8 protein-coding genes, 11 tRNA genes, 5 rRNA genes and 1 pseudogene are annotated in these 17,514 nt (G+C 44.4%); 1 reads left to right on the top strand and 24 read right to left on the bottom strand.

The genetic code is table 11. The features are described 5' to 3' along the window. Positions 1-144: 144 nt before the first annotated feature. From SSAL8618_RS01120 to tig, 7 genes and pseudogenes are all read right to left on the bottom strand, one after another. Positions 145-888 carry a 16S rRNA (uracil(1498)-N(3))-methyltransferase gene (locus tag SSAL8618_RS01120; protein ID WP_037611140.1) on the bottom strand — a complete coding sequence of 248 codons (744 nt, stop codon included), beginning with the start codon at positions 886-888 and terminating at the stop codon, positions 145-147. After that, a complete protein-coding gene (gene prmA, locus SSAL8618_RS01115; protein WP_038675162.1) occupies positions 889-1,842 on the bottom strand; it encodes a 50S ribosomal protein L11 methyltransferase in 954 nt (317 codons plus the stop codon). After that, positions 1,821-2,288: an NUDIX hydrolase gene (locus tag SSAL8618_RS01110; protein ID WP_037611142.1), complete on the bottom strand. Its 468-nt coding sequence runs from the start codon at positions 2,286-2,288 to the stop codon at positions 1,821-1,823. The genes prmA and SSAL8618_RS01110 overlap by 22 nt, the downstream gene beginning before the upstream one ends. Before the next feature lie 15 nt (positions 2,289-2,303). Further along, positions 2,304-2,775, bottom strand: a pseudogene (locus SSAL8618_RS01105) (DUF3013 family protein). 94 nt (positions 2,776-2,869) lie between these two features. Beyond that, entirely contained in the window at positions 2,870-4,474 is a 1,605-nt protein-coding gene (gene pyrG / locus SSAL8618_RS01100) for a CTP synthase (protein ID WP_022496517.1), read from the bottom strand. Positions 4,475-4,726: 252 nt separating this feature from the next. Beyond that, the gene (rpoE, locus tag SSAL8618_RS01095) at positions 4,727-5,302 is read right to left on the bottom strand and encodes a DNA-directed RNA polymerase subunit delta (protein ID WP_002885605.1); all 576 of its coding nucleotides are present in this window, start codon (positions 5,300-5,302) and stop codon (positions 4,727-4,729) included. 157 nt (positions 5,303-5,459) lie between these two features. After that, positions 5,460-6,743 carry a trigger factor gene (tig, locus tag SSAL8618_RS01090; protein ID WP_002885606.1) on the bottom strand — a complete coding sequence of 428 codons (1,284 nt, stop codon included), beginning with the start codon at positions 6,741-6,743 and terminating at the stop codon, positions 5,460-5,462. 142 nt (positions 6,744-6,885) lie between these two features. On the opposite strand from tig, the gene SSAL8618_RS01085 reads away from it, so the two are divergent. Then, positions 6,886-7,728, top strand: a complete 843-nt coding sequence (locus tag SSAL8618_RS01085; protein WP_037605435.1) for a mechanosensitive ion channel family protein — start codon at positions 6,886-6,888, stop codon at positions 7,726-7,728. A gap of 107 nt (positions 7,729-7,835) precedes the next feature. Here the strand turns inward: SSAL8618_RS01085 and SSAL8618_RS01080 are convergent, their stop codons facing one another. The 17 genes from SSAL8618_RS01080 to SSAL8618_RS01000 form a co-directional block, all read right to left on the bottom strand. Next, positions 7,836-8,333, bottom strand: coding sequence for a sigma-70 RNA polymerase sigma factor region 4 domain-containing protein (locus tag SSAL8618_RS01080; RefSeq protein ID WP_021143466.1), 498 nt, complete (start codon positions 8,331-8,333; stop codon positions 7,836-7,838). A gap of 157 nt (positions 8,334-8,490) precedes the next feature. After that, positions 8,491-8,564: transfer RNA gene (locus tag SSAL8618_RS01075), tRNA-Asn, on the bottom strand. Positions 8,565-8,569: 5 nt separating this feature from the next. Beyond that, positions 8,570-8,685: ribosomal RNA gene (rrf, locus tag SSAL8618_RS01070) — 5S ribosomal RNA — on the bottom strand. An 83-nt stretch (positions 8,686-8,768) separates the two neighbouring features. Further along, positions 8,769-11,668: ribosomal RNA gene (locus tag SSAL8618_RS01065) — 23S ribosomal RNA — on the bottom strand. 146 nt (positions 11,669-11,814) lie between these two features. Continuing rightward, a tRNA-Ala gene (locus SSAL8618_RS01060) sits at positions 11,815-11,887 on the bottom strand. A 54-nt stretch (positions 11,888-11,941) separates the two neighbouring features. Further along, a 16S ribosomal RNA gene (locus tag SSAL8618_RS01055) occupies positions 11,942-13,489 on the bottom strand. A 129-nt stretch (positions 13,490-13,618) separates the two neighbouring features. Next, a tRNA-Pro gene (locus SSAL8618_RS01050) sits at positions 13,619-13,692 on the bottom strand. Between the two features lie 7 nt (positions 13,693-13,699). Next, a tRNA-Arg gene (locus SSAL8618_RS01045) sits at positions 13,700-13,773 on the bottom strand. A 14-nt stretch (positions 13,774-13,787) separates the two neighbouring features. Then, a tRNA-Leu gene (locus tag SSAL8618_RS01040) sits at positions 13,788-13,873 on the bottom strand. 6 nt (positions 13,874-13,879) lie between these two features. After that, positions 13,880-13,951 (bottom strand) — tRNA-Gly (locus SSAL8618_RS01035). A gap of 6 nt (positions 13,952-13,957) precedes the next feature. After that, positions 13,958-14,030: transfer RNA gene (locus tag SSAL8618_RS01030), tRNA-Thr, on the bottom strand. Positions 14,031-14,042: 12 nt separating this feature from the next. Beyond that, positions 14,043-14,124 (bottom strand) — tRNA-Leu (locus SSAL8618_RS01025). A 5-nt stretch (positions 14,125-14,129) separates the two neighbouring features. After that, positions 14,130-14,202 (bottom strand) — tRNA-Lys (locus SSAL8618_RS01020). Positions 14,203-14,220: 18 nt separating this feature from the next. After that, a tRNA-Asp gene (locus tag SSAL8618_RS01015) sits at positions 14,221-14,293 on the bottom strand. Between the two features lie 2 nt (positions 14,294-14,295). After that, positions 14,296-14,368: transfer RNA gene (locus SSAL8618_RS01010), tRNA-Val, on the bottom strand. A gap of 5 nt (positions 14,369-14,373) precedes the next feature. After that, positions 14,374-14,489, bottom strand: a 5S ribosomal RNA gene (gene rrf, locus SSAL8618_RS01005). An 83-nt stretch (positions 14,490-14,572) separates the two neighbouring features. Then, positions 14,573-17,472: ribosomal RNA gene (locus SSAL8618_RS01000) — 23S ribosomal RNA — on the bottom strand. The 16S, 23S and 5S rRNA genes sit together here with 11 tRNA genes alongside, the layout of an rRNA operon. Positions 17,473-17,514: the final 42 nt, after the last annotated feature.

Raw genomic sequence — 17,514 nt, 5'->3', positions numbered from 1 at the left:
AAAGATAATACAATTATATTAAACCTATATAAGATTATCAACTTTTTTAGAAATACTCGATTTGTCATACAAAACCAATGACAAGATTCAATCTTAGCTTAAAAGTGTCAAATACAAAAAAGTTGGAACAAGGCCAACTTTCTTTTATTTATTCAATTCTAGGGCATAACTGACACTACTCAAAGCGTAGAGAGGAGCCGTTTCCGTCCGCATAATACGCGGTCCAAGGCCAATTTTAAGGCCACCAGCTTCTTCAAATGCATCAATCTCAGACGGAGAAATACCACCTTCTGGTCCAAAGATAAAGAGAATTTTCTGACCATTCTCTACCTGAGCCAACTCACGAGCTAAAGTAGCCAACTCGCCTGCTTTGGCTGTTTCCTCATAGGCGATAAAAATCTTATCAAAATTATCTAATTCTGATAGAAATTCTCCCTTCTTCTCGAACAATCTAACTTCTGGCACACGATTACGCTTGGATTGTTCTGCAGCTCCTAGAGCAATCTTGGCAAGTTTATCTTCCTTCTTGGCAAGCTTCTTACCATCCCACTTGACCACAGACCAGTCGGCAGGGAAGGCCCAGATAGCCTGAGCTCCAAGCTCTGTTGCCTTTTGTGTCACCAACTCTAGCTTATCTCCCTTGGGAAAGCCAGAGGCAATGGTTACAGATACAGGCATCTCAACATTATCATTTAAGTCTTCAATCACTTCAAAGACATGATTCTCACGGTCAGTCACACGCGCAAGACGCTTGATACCGTCTTCAAAAACTAAGACAACCTGATCATCCTCTGTTAAACGCATAACGTTAAACATATGCTTTACAGTATCCTTGTCTTTGATAGTTACTGGATTTTCAACTTGCCCCTTTATAAAATACTGTTGCATTTAGCCTCCAATCACACCTGAAATATCATCTGTCTTCTTGAAGACACAAGCATTCCACTCTCCCTGAACCATGTGAGTTTCTAGGAAGAAACCTGCTTTCTCAGCCGATGCACGCACCATATCCCATTTTTCAGAGATAATCCCTGACATAATCAAATAACCTTCGTCCTTAACCAAACGGTAGGCATCTTCCGTCAGATGGATGAGAATATCCGCCAAAATATTAGCCACGATAACATCAGCTTCTTGAGTTACACCCTTCAAAAGATCACCTTCAGCAACGTGGATATTTTCCATGCCAAGATTCATATCAATGTTTTCCTGTGCCACTCGAACCGCCACATCGTCAAGGTCATAGGCATAGATTTCCTTAGCTCCAAGAAGAGAACTAGCAATCGAGAGGACACCCGAACCAGTTCCCACATCAATCACCGTCTCGCCACCACGAAGCACCTGTTCGAGTGCAAAAAGACTCATCTTAGTCGTTGGGTGTGTTCCGGTTCCAAAGGCCATGCCAGGATCTAGCTTGATAATCTTCTCACCTACTGATGCCTCATAATCCGTCCATGACGGTACGATAGTCAAATCGTGGGTAATGCGAGCTGGTTCATAGTACTTCTTCCAATTCTCAGCCCAGTCTTCTTCAACCAATTCTTGAGTAGCCAAGTGAATATCTCCAGTTTCAAGACCAAAATCTGTCAACTCAGCCAAACGCTCATTAACCTGCTTAGTAATAGCTTCGATATCTGCTGACTCCGGATAATAAGTCGTAATTTTAACCGTCTCAACCTGTTCAACCTCAGGATAAAGCTCACCAAAACGGTCTGCATTTTCCAAATAATCTGCACTATCATCAATAGCCACACCTTGACTACCAGATTCAATTAAAATATTAGAAGCCGCCTCTTCGACCTCACGATTAACTTCAATCGTTAGTTCTTGCCATTTGTCCATATATTATTTTCTTCCTTTTCTGATAAATAGTCTTTAAAACGTTCCTGCAACTGGGGAATGACACCTTCTGCTTTTATAAAATCCTCTACAGGCATTAGTTTAAATTCCTGCCCCTCGTCACCAAAATGAATCTCACGATACTGCTCTTGACTAATTTGGCCAACCACAAAAACGGCTGACCTATCTTTATCCAACATACTAGGATAGATTTTCGACCAAATAATCGATTCCTCTTTCAGAGCCAATCCAAGCTCCTCCCAGACCTCACGTTGAAGACATTCAAGAGGCGTTTCTTGACCTTCTCTTCCACCACCTGGCAACTCCCATGTATTTGGCCAAGGAATATCTGGTTTATTATCTCTAAGAATAACCAAAATACTTTGCGCTACGAGTAAGGCAACCTTAACACCTGTAAAATCAAACTGATTTTTTAAATAAGCATCCATCCTTTTTCGCTCCCTTTAATACCTCGGATAAGCAAAAAAATTCCTTCTCTTCAAGTTGAGCTTCCCCTTTTTCGAAAGCTTCTTTGTCCCAAACCAAACCGAATTCCTCAGGTCCATCATCAGATAGAAAATCCATCAAGTCACTCAATCCTTCTGTCGCCACCTCATTCAAAGTCTCCGCAAAATAGGCCAAAAACTCACGAGATAGACCTTTCTTAGGTTCATATGGGATTGTCACTAGGTAGTCCTCTTCATCAAAACGTGATTTTGCTGGATTGTAAAAGAGCACGTAGTCTTCAAAAATGACATCTTCATCAGACACTTCACCCTTATCATCAATAGTCTCCACATTGCTACTGTTTTGTGCTTCTAGGATAAACGTTACTTCTACAGCGTGATTCTTTTTATCCCAGTCCATAGCGAAATCATAGTCCAGGTGCTTATCCAATTCTTCTTCTAATACTGACAAAAAGCCGAATTTAGCCATTTGTTTTCCTCGTTCTTTCTTATTATTCCCTTTATTTTAGCATAAAAGGAGCCAATAAAAAACAGAGTAGGCTGCCCCACTCTGTCCTAGTTTATTATTTAGCATTTTCAACCGCTGCTGTCACAAAGGCGGTGTAAAGTTCCTCAGCATGGTTTGGACGGCTATGGTATTCTGGGTGGTATTGCGCTGCCACAAAGAATTTCTTGTCTGGGAGTTCTACAACTTCCATCAAACGATTATCTGGTGACACACCTGAGAATACAAAGCCCTCAGCCTCAAACTGTTCACGGAACTTAGTATTAAATTCATAACGGTGACGGTGACGACGTTGAACAACTTCTTGATTACCATAAGCTGCAGCTGCCTTAGAACCTGGTTTCAACTTACATGGGTAAAGACCGAGACGAAGAGTACCACCCATATCTTCAATGTCAATTTGATCACGCATAATATCGATAATTGGATATTTTGTGTTTGGATCAAGCTCAGCTGAATTAGCGCCATCCAAGTTAAGGACATGACGAGCAAACTCAATACATGTCAATTGCATACCAAGACAGACACCCAACATTGGCACATCATTTTCACGTGCATAACGAATAGCTTGAATCTTTCCTTCAGTACCACGTTGACCAAAACCACCAGGAACGATGATACCATCAGCATCAGCCAAACGAGAGGCAACATTTTCAGCAGTCAAATCATTAGCATTGACCCAGTCAATATCAATAGCAGTATCATTTGCCAAACCAGAGTGTTTAAGTGCTTCAACCACTGACAAGTAAGCATCGTGAAGCTCCACATACTTACCGACAAGGGCAATCTTAGTTGTCTTCTTAAGATTAAGTACCTTATCAACCATAGCAGACCATTCTGTCATATCTGCAGCTGGAGCATCTAGTTTCAAATGATCACAAACGATTTGATCCATACCTTGAGCCTGCATATTAAGTGGCACTTGATAGATATGTTCCACGTCGAGTGATTCGATAACAGCCTCAGGTGCAACATCACAGAACTGAGCCAATTTATTCTTAATTCCTTGACCAGCAGGTTGTTCTGTACGAATAACCAACATATTTGGTTGGATACCCAAACCACGCAATTCCTTAACAGAGTGTTGCGTTGGTTTTGTCTTCATTTCACCAGCAGCCTTCAAATAAGGAAGAAGCGTTGTGTGGATATACATAACATTATCAGAACCCACATCAGCCTTCATTTGACGAAGAGCTTCAAGGAATGGAAGACTTTCAATATCCCCAACCGTACCACCAACTTCAGTGATAATGACATCTGAATCAGTCGTTGTCGCTGCACGCTTAATCTTGTCTTTCAAAGCATCGGTGATATGCGGAATCACCTGAACAGTCGCACCAAGATACTCCCCTTTACGTTCCTTACGCAAAACTTCGCTGTAAATCTTACCAGTAGTCACGTTAGAGTATTTATTAAGATTGATATCAATAAAACGTTCGTAGTGACCAAGGTCAAGGTCAGTTTCAGCACCATCATCAGTGACATAAACTTCACCGTGTTGGTAAGGACTCATTGTCCCTGGGTCAATATTGATGTAAGGATCGAATTTTTGAATCGTAACCTTAAGACCACGGTTCTTAAGCAAACGTCCAAGACTTGCAGCTACAATCCCTTTACCAATTGAAGATACCACACCACCAGTGACGAAAATATATTTTGTCATGTTAACTCCTTATAATATTATTCAAAACAACTACAGATAGTAGATTGATTACCCACTCAAATAATCACGACAGCCCTTTCCTAGTACCTGATTGGAGCAGTACAAAGTACCTCACCTTAGACAAGTCCAGTAAATGACTAAAAACAAAAATGACCCCCAAGAGTTTCACTCTGGGAGCCTTAATCATGACCTCTTCAAAAGAGGTGCCCGATAAATAGTCTAAACTATCCAAGACCATTTGTCAATGAAAACTTAGTCGTTTGACTCATCCTCATAGTCATCGTCATCATCTTCTTCTGACAACTCAACATCATCCAAATCATCATCTGGAATAATTTCATTCAACTCAGAGTCATAAGATTCCACTTCGGCTTTCTCATCATCTTCGCTATCGTCGTCATATTCAAGACTATCAGAATCAGGTGTGAAGTTTTCGTCTTCTGGATCATCGTCATTATAATCGATGGCATCTTCATCACCATCCATGAAGGCATTAACTTTCTTGTTCTTACGTTTTGGTGCATTTTCATCAGTATCTTCCAATGTGATGACCTCTTCATCGATTTCATCAATTGCATACCATGAACGCAAGCCCCATTTGTTATCACCTAGTGGAATGAAACTTCCATCCGTATTCAAATCTGAATAAAAGAATGGCAAAGCATTGCGGATATCAGCATCCGATTTTTCTAAGTAATTTTGAATTTCATTGACCAAATCATTGAAATACATTTCATTATCACGACCACGTGTTTCTAAGATAGCACGGGCCACTTCAATCATTGATAATTCACTTTTTTCTTGTCCAGCAAATACGTCTAGTTCCAAAGTGGTTCTCCTTCATTCTTACTCAAGCTAGTTTCCATCAGAAATAGCTCAGCAATCAATTTTTCGCTACCTTTTATTTTACGCTAAAAAGAGTCAATAGTCAAAGCATTTATAGAAGAAAAAATCAAGTCTCAACAGAAACTTGATTTTAGTCATATTATTTAACTTTTGCTGTGCTTGTGATAACTTCAACAGCTTTCTTCATAGTGATATCGTGTTTAAGCATTTCAGGTGAAAGAAGTGCAGAAACTTGTGATACTTCCATGTTGTACTCAGCTGCAAGATCATTGATTTCTTTTTGGATTTCTTCTTCTGTAGCGTCGAATCCTTCAGCAGCAGCAACAGCTTCGATAACAAGGTTAGTTTTCACACGTTTGTCAGCGTCAGCTTCATATTGTTTGTGAAGATCTTCTTGAGTTGTACCAGTGATTTGGAAGTACATTTCAGGAGAGATACCTTGACGTTGCATGTTACCCATGAATTCGTTCATAGCACGGTGAACTTCGTCTTCAACCATTTCTGCTGGCAATTCAACGATTTCAGCGTTTTCAACAGCCAAATCAAGTGCAGCACCTTCAACAGCGTCATCATATGCGATTTCTTTAGCTGCTTCAAGTTCTTTACGGTATTTAGCTTTCAACTCATCAAGAGTTTCAACTTCATCGTCAAGATCTTTAGCCAACTCATCATCAAGAGCAGGAACTTCTTTAGCTTTAACTTCGTTAACTTTAGTAACAAATACAGCAGCTTTACCTGCAAGATCAGTAGCTTGATAGTCTTCTGGGAAAGTTACTTTAACTTCTACTTCATCACCAGCTTTTGCTCCAACCAATTGGTCTTCGAATCCTGGGATAAATTGACCTGAACCAAGTTCAAGAGAGTGGTTTTCACCTTTACCACCGTCAAATTCAACACCATCTACTGAACCAACAAAGTCGATAACAACAGTGTCGCCATTTTCAGCTGCACCTTCTTTAACGACCAATTCAGCCAAGTTTTTGCGTTCGTTTTCAAGCTTAGCATCAACTTCTTCATCAGTAACTTCTTTAGAAGCTTCAACTGAAACTTCAAGATCTTTATATGCACCAAGTTTTACTTCAGGTTTTGTAACAACTTCTGCAGTAAGTGTCCAATCTTGACCTTTTTCAATTGATTTTACATCAATTTTTGGTTGTGCAACAACATCAAGACCAAGTTCAGCAATCGCTGCTTCATAAGCTGCTGGAAGAATTGCATTCAAAGCATCATCGTAAAGAGCTTCTTCACCAAATTTTTGGTTAAATACGGCACGAGGCATGTGTCCTTTACGGAAGCCTGGAGCGTTCAAATTCTTTTTAACCTTGTTAAACGCTTGATCCAAAGCTGGTTGAATTTTATCTTGACCGATAGTGAATGTCACCACACCACGGTTAGTGGCTGTGTTTTCAAATGATACAGACATGTAGTCATTCTCCTTAAAATTTTTTATAGATACAGTTTAGTTTACCATATTTCAAAGCCTTTTAAAAGTTTTTTTCTCCAATTTAATCACAAGAAAATCGTTAGGAACTGTTACTTTTTCAAATTTTTGATAAACTAAAGCTATGAATATTTTACAAAGATACATCCAACAATTTAATTTTGAAGAGACCCTAATGGTACTCATTACAAAAGGGATTAAGCTCCTCATTCTTCTCATCATCTTTCTTCTTAGTAAGAAGATTATCAACTTCCTTTTTAAACATACAGTTGGACGCTCTCTAGCTTGGACAATTCAAACACCTGCTCGACAAAAAACCATTGAACGTTTACTACACAATTGCATGAACTACGTGCTATACTTTTTCCTTGTTTACTGGCTTCTTAGTATCCTTGGGGTTCCAGTATCTAGCCTCCTTGCTGGTGCAGGACTTGCTGGGGTTGCTCTTGGTCTAGGAGCTCAAGGCTTCCTATCAGATGTCGTTAATGGTTTTTTCATCTTGTTAGAAAACCAATTTGAAGTCGGTGACTCAGTTGAAGTAGGACCCGTTACAGGCCTTATTTCAACCGTAGGTATTCGAACTACTCAAATTCGAGGATTTGATGGAACTCTCCACTTTATACCTAACAGAAATATCACAATTGTATCCAACAAATCTCGAGGGGATATGAGAGCTCAAATTGATATCCCAGTCTATCCGTCAACCGATATCAATAAGGTGACAAGCATCATCCAAGAAGTAAATCAAGAAAACATTGAAAACTATCCTCAAATCTGTGGAGCACCAAATATCATTGGATTAAGCACAACTCCTTCTGGACAACTGGTATTTCGTATTGATATCTTTACAAAAAATGGACAACAAACTCATATCTATGCAGACTTCTTGAAACTTTACCAGGAAGCCCTAATCAAAGAAAATATTGAACTTCCAAGATTTATTGGAAACCCTATAGCAGTAAAATAAATTCATTACATTAAAAACACTTCAAAAGATAGATAAGATGAATCTACTTTCGAAGTGTTTTTTATTCATATTAAACAATATTGCCAGTCAAGGTTCTATATTAAGAATTAATCATCTTCATTGTAAGGATCAAAATCAACCATCCAAAATTTTAACTCTCGAATCATCTTTTTCCGACCTCTAAAACACTCCCCAGCTAGCAAACGGTCTAACTTAGTAGCATCTTCCGAAGACAACTGATTACGGAAAGCATTAAGCTGCTCATCATAAACAAGCCTATCAACAGCATCTAACTCTTTATTTGGAAGACAAAAAGCAATATCTGAAATTTCAATATAACATTGTCTATTGGCTTGTCGTTTTACAGACTCCTGCCTTCTAACCTCATCATTAAGTCTATTCCTAAATTTCGTTTTAAAATAACGCCGTAACTTATCATCATCAGACTTTAATTCAGGAAACTTTTCTAAAAGCTGATAAAGCGTCATCATAGCTTCTTGCTCCATATCAGCTTGGTCCCAAAGTTGGATGAAATATTGTCGACTAGCCTTAAGTACAATCGGCCTAACAACCTCATATGCGTGAACAAAAACTTCTTGTTCCATTCAACCTCCTATTAATAGATATAATTTTTGTAATTAAATTAATTACGAGACCTATTATAAGAGATAAATAAGAAATAAAATAGTGACATATATGTCACTATAAAAGGTGATAAAAACAAAAAAAAAGCTAGACCTACGTCCAGCAATGAAATCTATACTCCGCCAGTAGGACTCGAACCTACGACATCATGATTAACAGTCATGCGCTACTACCAACTGAGCTATGGCGGATAAACGCTAAGCGACTACCGTATCTAACAGGGGGCAACCCCCAACTACATCAGGCGTACTAGGGCTTAACTTCTGTGTTCGGCATGGGAACAGGTGTATCTCCTAGGCTATCGTCACTTAACTCTGAGTATTCTCAACTCAAAATTGAATATCTATACTGTATCAAGAAACCAAATCGTTGTCAATATGTCTCAGTTACTTTCTTTGGATAAGTCCTCGAGCTATTAGTATTAGTCCGCTACATGTGTCACCACACTTCCACTTCTAACCTATCAACCTGATCATCTCTCAGGGCTCTTACTGATATAAAATCATGGGAAATCTCATCTTGAGGTGGGCTTCACACTTAGATGCTTTCAGCGTTTATCCCTTCCCTACATAGCTACCCAGCGATGCTCTTGGCAGAACAACTGGTACACCAGCGGTAAGTCCACTCTGGTCCTCTCGTACTAGGAGCAGATCCTCTCAAATTTCCTACGCCCGCGACGGATAGGGACCGAACTGTCTCACGACGTTCTGAACCCAGCTCGCGTGCCGCTTTAATGGGCGAACAGCCCAACCCTTGGGACCGACTACAGCCCCAGGATGCGACGAGCCGACATCGAGGTGCCAAACCTCCCCGTCGATGTGAACTCTTGGGGGAGATAAGCCTGTTATCCCCAGGGTAGCTTTTATCCGTTGAGCGATGGCCCTTCCATGCGGAACCACCGGATCACTAAGCCCGACTTTCGTCCCTGCTCGAGTTGTAGCTCTCGCAGTCAAGCTCCCTTATACCTTTACACTCTGCGAATGATTTCCAACCATTCTGAGGGAACCTTTGGGCGCCTCCGTTACCTTTTAGGAGGCGACCGCCCCAGTCAAACTGCCCGTCAGACACTGTCTCCGATAGGGATAACCTATCTGGGTTAGAGTAGCCATAACACAAGGGTAGTATCCCAACAACGCCTCACTCGAAACTGGCGTCCCGAGGTCATAGGCTCCTACCTATCCTGTACATGTGGTACAGATACTCAATATCAAACTGCAGTAAAGCTCCATGGGGTCTTTCCGTCCTGTCGCGGGTAACCTGCATCTTCACAGGTACTAAAATTTCACCGAGTCTCTCGTTGAGACAGTGCCCAAATCATTACGCCTTTCGTGCGGGTCGGAACTTACCCGACAAGGAATTTCGCTACCTTAGGACCGTTATAGTTACGGCCGCCGTTTACTGGGGCTTCAATTCATACCTTCGCTATTGCTAAGCACTCCTCTTAACCTTCCAGCACCGGGCAGGCGTCACCCCCTATACATCATCTTACGATTTAGCAGAGAGCTGTGTTTTTGATAAACAGTTGCTTGGGCCTATTCACTGCGGCTGACCATAAGTCAGCGCCCCTTCTCCCGAAGTTACGGGGCCATTTTGCCGAGTTCCTTAACGAGAGTTCTCTCGCTCACCTGAGGCTACTCGCCTCGACTACCTGTGTCGGTTTGCGGTACGGGTAGAGTATAATTAACGCTAGAAGCTTTTCTCGGCAGTGTGACATCACTAACTTCGCTACTAAACTTCGCTCCCCATCACAGCTCAATGTTATAGATATAAGCATTTGACTCATATCACACCTCACTGCTTGGCCAGACACTTCCAATCGTCTGGTTTAGTTAGCCTACTGCGTCCCTCCATCACTATATACTCTAGTACAGGAATATCAACCTGTTGTCCATCGGATACACCTTTCGGTCTCTCCTTAGGTCCCGACTAACCCAGGGCGGACGAGCCTTCCCCTGGAAACCTTAGTCTTACGGTGGACAGGATTCTCACCTGTCTTTCGCTACTCATACCGGCATTCTCACTTCTATGCGCTCCAGCACTCCTCACGGTACACCTTCTTCGCACATAGAACGCTCTCCTACCATACCTATAAAGGTATCCACAGCTTCGGTAATATGTTTTAGCCCCGGTACATTTTCGGCGCAGGGTCACTCGACTAGTGAGCTATTACGCACTCTTTGAATGAATAGCTGCTTCTAAGCTAACATCCTAGTTGTCTGTGCAACCCCACATCCTTTTCCACTTAACATATATTTTGGGACCTTAGCTGGTGGTCTGGGCTGTTTCCCTTTCGACTACGGATCTTAGCACTCGCAGTCTGACTGCCGATTATATCTCGTTGGCATTCGGAGTTTATCTGAGATTGGTAATCCGGGATGGACCCCTCACCCAAACAGTGCTCTACCTCCAAGAGACTTAACATCGACGCTAGCCCTAAAGCTATTTCGGAGAGAACCAGCTATCTCCAAGTTCGTTTGGAATTTCTCCGCTACCCACAAGTCATCCAAGCACTTTTCAACGTGCCCTGGTTCGGTCCTCCAGTGAGTTTTACCTCACCTTCAACCTGCTCATGGGTAGGTCACATGGTTTCGGGTCTACGACATGATACTAATGCGCCCTATTAAGACTCGGTTTCCCTACGGCTCCGTCTCTTCAACTTAACCTCGCATCATATCGTAACTCGCCGGTTCATTCTACAAAAGGCACGCTCTCACCCATTAACGGGCTCGAACTTGTTGTAGGCACACGGTTTCAGGTTCTATTTCACTCCCCTCCCGGGGTGCTTTTCACCTTTCCCTCACGGTACTGGTTCACTATCGGTCACTAGAGAGTATTTAGGGTTGGGAGATGGTCCTCCCAGATTCCGACGAGATTTCTCGTGTCTCGCCGTACTCAGGATACTGCTAGGTATAAAGACTATTTCGAATACGAGGCTATTACTCTCTTTGGCCTACCTTCCCAGGTAGTTCTTCTATAATCTTTAAGTCCACGTTGCAGTCCTACAACCCCGAAGAGTAAACTCTTCGGTTTGCCCTCTTGCCGTTTCGCTCGCCGCTACTAAGGCAATCGCTTTTGCTTTCTCTTCCTGCAGCTACTTAGATGTTTCAGTTCACTGCGTCTTCCTCTACATTACCTTAACAGTAATGAGTGACAGGCATTACCTGCCGGGTTCCCCCATTCGGACATCTCTGGATCATTGCTCACTTACAGCTCCCCAAAGCATTTCGTCGTTAGTCACGTCCTTCATCGGCTTCTAGTGCCAAGGCATCCACCGTGCGCCCTTATTAACTTAACCTTATTTTGGTCTTTCGACCTAACTCATTAAATATTCACAGCGTTTCGGTTTATTTTCTTGTTACTATCTATATGTATTTAATTACATATGGAATTTGATATAGATATTCAATTTTCAATGGACAATACTTGAATCTTTCGATTCAATGGAGCCTAGCGGGATCGAACCGCTGACCTCCTGCGTGCAAAGCAGGCGCTCTCCCAGCTGAGCTAAGGCCCCACAAGACCTCTCAAAACTAAATAAGAAACTCAAGTACATTCCGTTTTTCCTTAGAAAGGAGGTGATCCAGCCGCACCTTCCGATACGGCTACCTTGTTACGACTTCACCCCAATCATCTATCCCACCTTAGGCGGCTGGCTCCAAAAGGTTACCTCACCGACTTCGGGTGTTACAAACTCTCGTGGTGTGACGGGCGGTGTGTACAAGGCCCGGGAACGTATTCACCGCGGCGTGCTGATCCGCGATTACTAGCGATTCCGACTTCATGTAGGCGAGTTGCAGCCTACAATCCGAACTGAGATTGGCTTTAAGAGATTAGCTTGCCGTCACCGACTCGCAACTCGTTGTACCAACCATTGTAGCACGTGTGTAGCCCAGGTCATAAGGGGCATGATGATTTGACGTCATCCCCACCTTCCTCCGGTTTATTACCGGCAGTCTCGCTAGAGTGCCCAACTGAATGATGGCAACTAACAATAGGGGTTGCGCTCGTTGCGGGACTTAACCCAACATCTCACGACACGAGCTGACGACAACCATGCACCACCTGTCACCGATGTACCGAAGTAACTTTCTATCTCTAGAAATAGCATCGGGATGTCAAGACCTGGTAAGGTTCTTCGCGTTGCTTCGAATTAAACCACATGCTCCACCGCTTGTGCGGGCCCCCGTCAATTCCTTTGAGTTTCAACCTTGCGGTCGTACTCCCCAGGCGGAGTGCTTAATGCGTTAGCTGCGGCACTGAATCCCGGAAAGGATCCAACACCTAGCACTCATCGTTTACGGCGTGGACTACCAGGGTATCTAATCCTGTTCGCTCCCCACGCTTTCGAGCCTCAGCGTCAGTTACAGACCAGAGAGCCGCTTTCGCCACCGGTGTTCCTCCATATATCTACGCATTTCACCGCTACACATGGAATTCCACTCTCCCCTTCTGCACTCAAGTTTGACAGTTTCCAAAGCGAACTATGGTTGAGCCACAGCCTTTAACTTCAGACTTATCAAACCGCCTGCGCTCGCTTTACGCCCAATAAATCCGGACAACGCTCGGGACCTACGTATTACCGCGGCTGCTGGCACGTAGTTAGCCGTCCCTTTCTGGTAAGCTACCGTCACAGTGTGAACTTTCCACTCTCACACTCGTTCTTGACTTACAACAGAGCTTTACGATCCGAAAACCTTCTTCACTCACGCGGCGTTGCTCGGTCAGGGTTGCCCCCATTGCCGAAGATTCCCTACTGCTGCCTCCCGTAGGAGTCTGGGCCGTGTCTCAGTCCCAGTGTGGCCGATCACCCTCTCAGGTCGGCTATGTATCGTCGCCTAGGTGAGCCGTTACCTCACCTACTAGCTAATACAACGCAGGTCCATCTTGTAGTGGAGCAATTGCCCCTTTCAAATAAATGACATGTGTCATCCATTGTTATGCGGTATTAGCTATCGTTTCCAATAGTTATCCCCCGCTACAAGGCAGGTTACCTACGCGTTACTCACCCGTTCGCAACTCATCCAAGAAGAGCAAGCTCCTCTCTTCAGCGTTCTACTTGCATGTATTAGGCACGCCGCCAGCGTTCGTCCTGAGCCAGGATCAAACTCTCATTAAAAACTTTAATAATTGTTCGAGCGTTAACTCATTACCGTCGTCTGACGATTTATTCTTGTAAATTGACAGGTTATAATTCTTCTATCATAACCCTGCACTTGGTTTCTTATTCAGTTCTCAAAGGTCTAAATCGGGAAGACAGGATTCGAACCTGCGACCCCTTGGTCCCAAACCAAGTGCTCTACCAAGCTGAGCTACTTCCCGATAAAAATGCACCCTAGAGGAGTCGAACCTCTAACCGCCTGATTCGTAGTCAGGTACTCTATCCAGTTGAGCTAAGGGTGCTCATTATTATATTATGCCGAGGACCGGGATCGAACCGGTACGAAAGTTTCCTTTCGCAGGATTTTAAGTCCTGTGCGTCTGCCAGTTCCGCCACCCCGGCTCCTCAAGCGAACGACGGGATTCGAACCCGCGACCCCCACCTTGGCAAGGTGGTGTTCTACCACTGAACTACGTTCGCATTTTATGCCGGCTACATGACTTGAACACGCGACCCTCTGATTACAAATCAGATGCTCTACCAACTGAGCTAAGCCGGCTAACTTTTCTAATGCGGGTGAAGGGACTTGAACCCCCACGCCGTTAAGCGCCAGATCCTAAATCTGGTGCGTCTGCCAATTCCGCCACACCCGCATATATGACCCGTACTGGGCTCGAACCAGTGACCCATTGATTAAAAGTCAATTGCTCTACCAACTGAGCTAACGAGTCTCAAATATTTCTACTTGACGGTCCCGACGGGAATCGAACCCGCGATCTTCGCCGTGACAGGGCGACGTGATAACCGCTACACCACGGGACCTATGGGAGTTAACGGGATCGAACCGCTGACCCTCTGCTTGTAAGGCAGATGCTCTCCCAGCTGAGCTAAACTCCCTATGCGCTAAGCGACTACCGTATCTAACAGGGGGCAACCCCCAACTACATCAGGCGTACTAGGGCTTAACTTCTGTGTTCGGCATGGGAACAGGTGTATCTCCTAGGCTATCGTCACTTAACTCTGAGTATTCTCAACTCAAAATTGAATATCTATACTGTATCAAGAAACCAAATCGTTGTCAATATGTCTCAGTTACTTTCTTTGGATAAGTCCTCGAGCTATTAGTATTAGTCCGCTACATGTGTCACCACACTTCCACTTCTAACCTATCAACCTGATCATCTCTCAGGGCTCTTACTGATATAAAATCATGGGAAATCTCATCTTGAGGTGGGCTTCACACTTAGATGCTTTCAGCGTTTATCCCTTCCCTACATAGCTACCCAGCGATGCTCTTGGCAGAACAACTGGTACACCAGCGGTAAGTCCACTCTGGTCCTCTCGTACTAGGAGCAGATCCTCTCAAATTTCCTACGCCCGCGACGGATAGGGACCGAACTGTCTCACGACGTTCTGAACCCAGCTCGCGTGCCGCTTTAATGGGCGAACAGCCCAACCCTTGGGACCGACTACAGCCCCAGGATGCGACGAGCCGACATCGAGGTGCCAAACCTCCCCGTCGATGTGAACTCTTGGGGGAGATAAGCCTGTTATCCCCAGGGTAGCTTTTATCCGTTGAGCGATGGCCCTTCCATGCGGAACCACCGGATCACTAAGCCCGACTTTCGTCCCTGCTCGAGTTGTAGCTCTCGCAGTCAAGCTCCCTTATACCTTTACACTCTGCGAATGATTTCCAACCATTCTGAGGGAACCTTTGGGCGCCTCCGTTACCTTTTAGGAGGCGACCGCCCCAGTCAAACTGCCCGTCAGACACTGTCTCCGATAGGGATAACCTATCTGGGTTAGAGTAGCCATAACACAAGGGTAGTATCCCAACAACGCCTCACTCGAAACTGGCGTCCCGAGGTCATAGGCTCCTACCTATCCTGTACATGTGGTACAGATACTCAATATCAAACTGCAGTAAAGCTCCATGGGGTCTTTCCGTCCTGTCGCGGGTAACCTGCATCTTCACAGGTACTAAAATTTCACCGAGTCTCTCGTTGAGACAGTGCCCAAATCATTACGCCTTTCGTGCGGGTCGGAACTTACCCGACAAGGAATTTCGCTACCTTAGGACCGTTATAGTTACGGCCGCCGTTTACTGGGGCTTCAATTCATACCTTCGCTATTGCTAAGCACTCCTCTTAACCTTCCAGCACCGGGCAGGCGTCACCCCCTATACATCATCTTACGATTTAGCAGAGAGCTGTGTTTTTGATAAACAGTTGCTTGGGCCTATTCACTGCGGCTGACCATAAGTCAGCGCCCCTTCTCCCGAAGTTACGGGGCCATTTTGCCGAGTTCCTTAACGAGAGTTCTCTCGCTCACCTGAGGCTACTCGCCTCGACTACCTGTGTCGGTTTGCGGTACGGGTAGAGTATAATTAACGCTAGAAGCTTTTCTCGGCAGTGTGACATCACTAACTTCGCTACTAAACTTCGCTCCCCATCACAGCTCAATGTTATAGATATAAGCATTTGACTCATATCACACCTCACTGCTTGGCCAGACACTTCCAATCGTCTGGTTTAGTTAGCCTACTGCGTCCCTCCATCACTATATACTCTAGTACAGGAATATCAACCTGTTGTCCATCGGATACACCTTTCGGTCTCTCCTTAGGTCCCGACTAACCCAGGGCGGACGAGCCTTCCCCTGGAAACCTTAGTCTTACGGTGGACAGGATTCTCACCTGTCTTTCGCTACTCATACCGGCATTCTCACTTCTATGCGCTCCAGCACTCCTCACGGTACACCTTCTTCGCACATAGAACGCTCTCCTACCATACCTATAAAGGTATCCACAGCTTCGGTAATATGTTTTAGCCCCGGTACATTTTCGGCGCAGGGTCACTCGACTAGTGAGCTATTACGCACTCTTTGAATGAATAGCTGCTTCTAAGCTAACATCCTAGTTGTCTGTGCAACCCCACATCCTTTTCCACTTAACATATATTTTGGGACCTTAGCTGGTGGTCTGGGCTGTTTCCCTTTCGACTACGGATCTTAGCACTCGCAGTCTGACTGCCGATTATATCTCGTTGGCATTCGGAGTTTATCTGAGATTGGTAATCCGGGATGGACCCCTCACCCAAACAGTGCTCTACCTCCAAGAGACTTAACATCGACGCTAGCCCTAAAGCTATTTCGGAGAGAACCAGCTATCTCCAAGTTCGTTTGGAATTTCTCCGCTACCCACAAGTCATCCAAGCACTTTTCAACGTGCCCTGGTTCGGTCCTCCAGTGAGTTTTACCTCACCTTCAACCTGCTCATGGGTAGGTCACATGGTTTCGGGTCTACGACATGATACTAATGCGCCCTATTAAGACTCGGTTTCCCTACGGCTCCGTCTCTTCAACTTAACCTCGCATCATATCGTAACTCGCCGGTTCATTCTACAAAAGGCACGCTCTCACCCATTAACGGGCTCGAACTTGTTGTAGGCACACGGTTTCAGGTTCTATTTCACTCCCCTCCCGGGGTGCTTTTCACCTTTCCCTCACGGTACTGGTTCACTATCGGTCACTAGAGAGTATTTAGGGTTGGGAGATGGTCCTCCCAGATTCCGACGAGATTTCTCGTGTCTCGCCGTACTCAGGATACTGCTAGGTATAAAGACTATTTCGAATACGAGGCTATTACTCTCTTTGGCCTACCTTCCCAGGTAGTTCTTCTATAATCTTTAAGTCCACGTTGCAGTCCTACAACCCCGAAGAGTAAACTCTTCGGTTTGCCCTCTTGCCGTTTCGCTCGCCGCTACTAAGGCAATCGCTTTTGCTTTCTCTTCCTGCAGCTACTTAGATGTTTCAGTTCACTGCGTCTTCCTCTACATTACCTTAACAGTAATGAGTGACAGGCATTACCTGCCGGGTTCCCCCATTCGGACATCTCTGGATCATTGCTCACTTACAGCTCCCCAAAGCATTTCGTCGTTAGTCACGTCCTTCATCGGCTTCTAGTGCCAAGGCATCCACCGTGCGCCCTTATTAACTTAACCTTATTTTGGTCTTTCGACCTAACTCATTAAATATTCACAGCG

The organism is Streptococcus salivarius (assembly GCF_000785515.1).
Taxonomy (GTDB): Bacteria; Bacillota; Bacilli; order Lactobacillales; family Streptococcaceae; genus Streptococcus; species Streptococcus salivarius.
Note: the sequence above shows the minus strand (reverse complement) of the source record. Positions and strands in the feature narration are given on the sequence as shown.

Bases quoted from the DNA above. Each gene is read 5' to 3' on its own strand.
- tig (WP_002885606.1), bottom strand. From the start codon at position 6,743: ATGTCTGTATCATTTGAAAACACAGCCACTAACCGTGGTGTGGTGACA.
- SSAL8618_RS01085 (WP_037605435.1), top strand. From the start codon at position 6,886: ATGAATATTTTACAAAGATACATCCAACAATTTAATTTTGAAGAGACC.
- prmA (WP_038675162.1), bottom strand. From the start codon at position 1,842: ATGGACAAATGGCAAGAACTAACGATTGAAGTTAATCGTGAGGTCGAA.
- SSAL8618_RS01120 (WP_037611140.1), bottom strand. From the start codon at position 888: ATGCAACAGTATTTTATAAAGGGGCAAGTTGAAAATCCAGTAACTATC.
- pyrG (WP_022496517.1), bottom strand. From the start codon at position 4,474: ATGACAAAATATATTTTCGTCACTGGTGGTGTGGTATCTTCAATTGGT.
- SSAL8618_RS01110 (WP_037611142.1), bottom strand. From the start codon at position 2,288: ATGGATGCTTATTTAAAAAATCAGTTTGATTTTACAGGTGTTAAGGTT.
- SSAL8618_RS01080 (WP_021143466.1), bottom strand. From the start codon at position 8,333: ATGGAACAAGAAGTTTTTGTTCACGCATATGAGGTTGTTAGGCCGATT.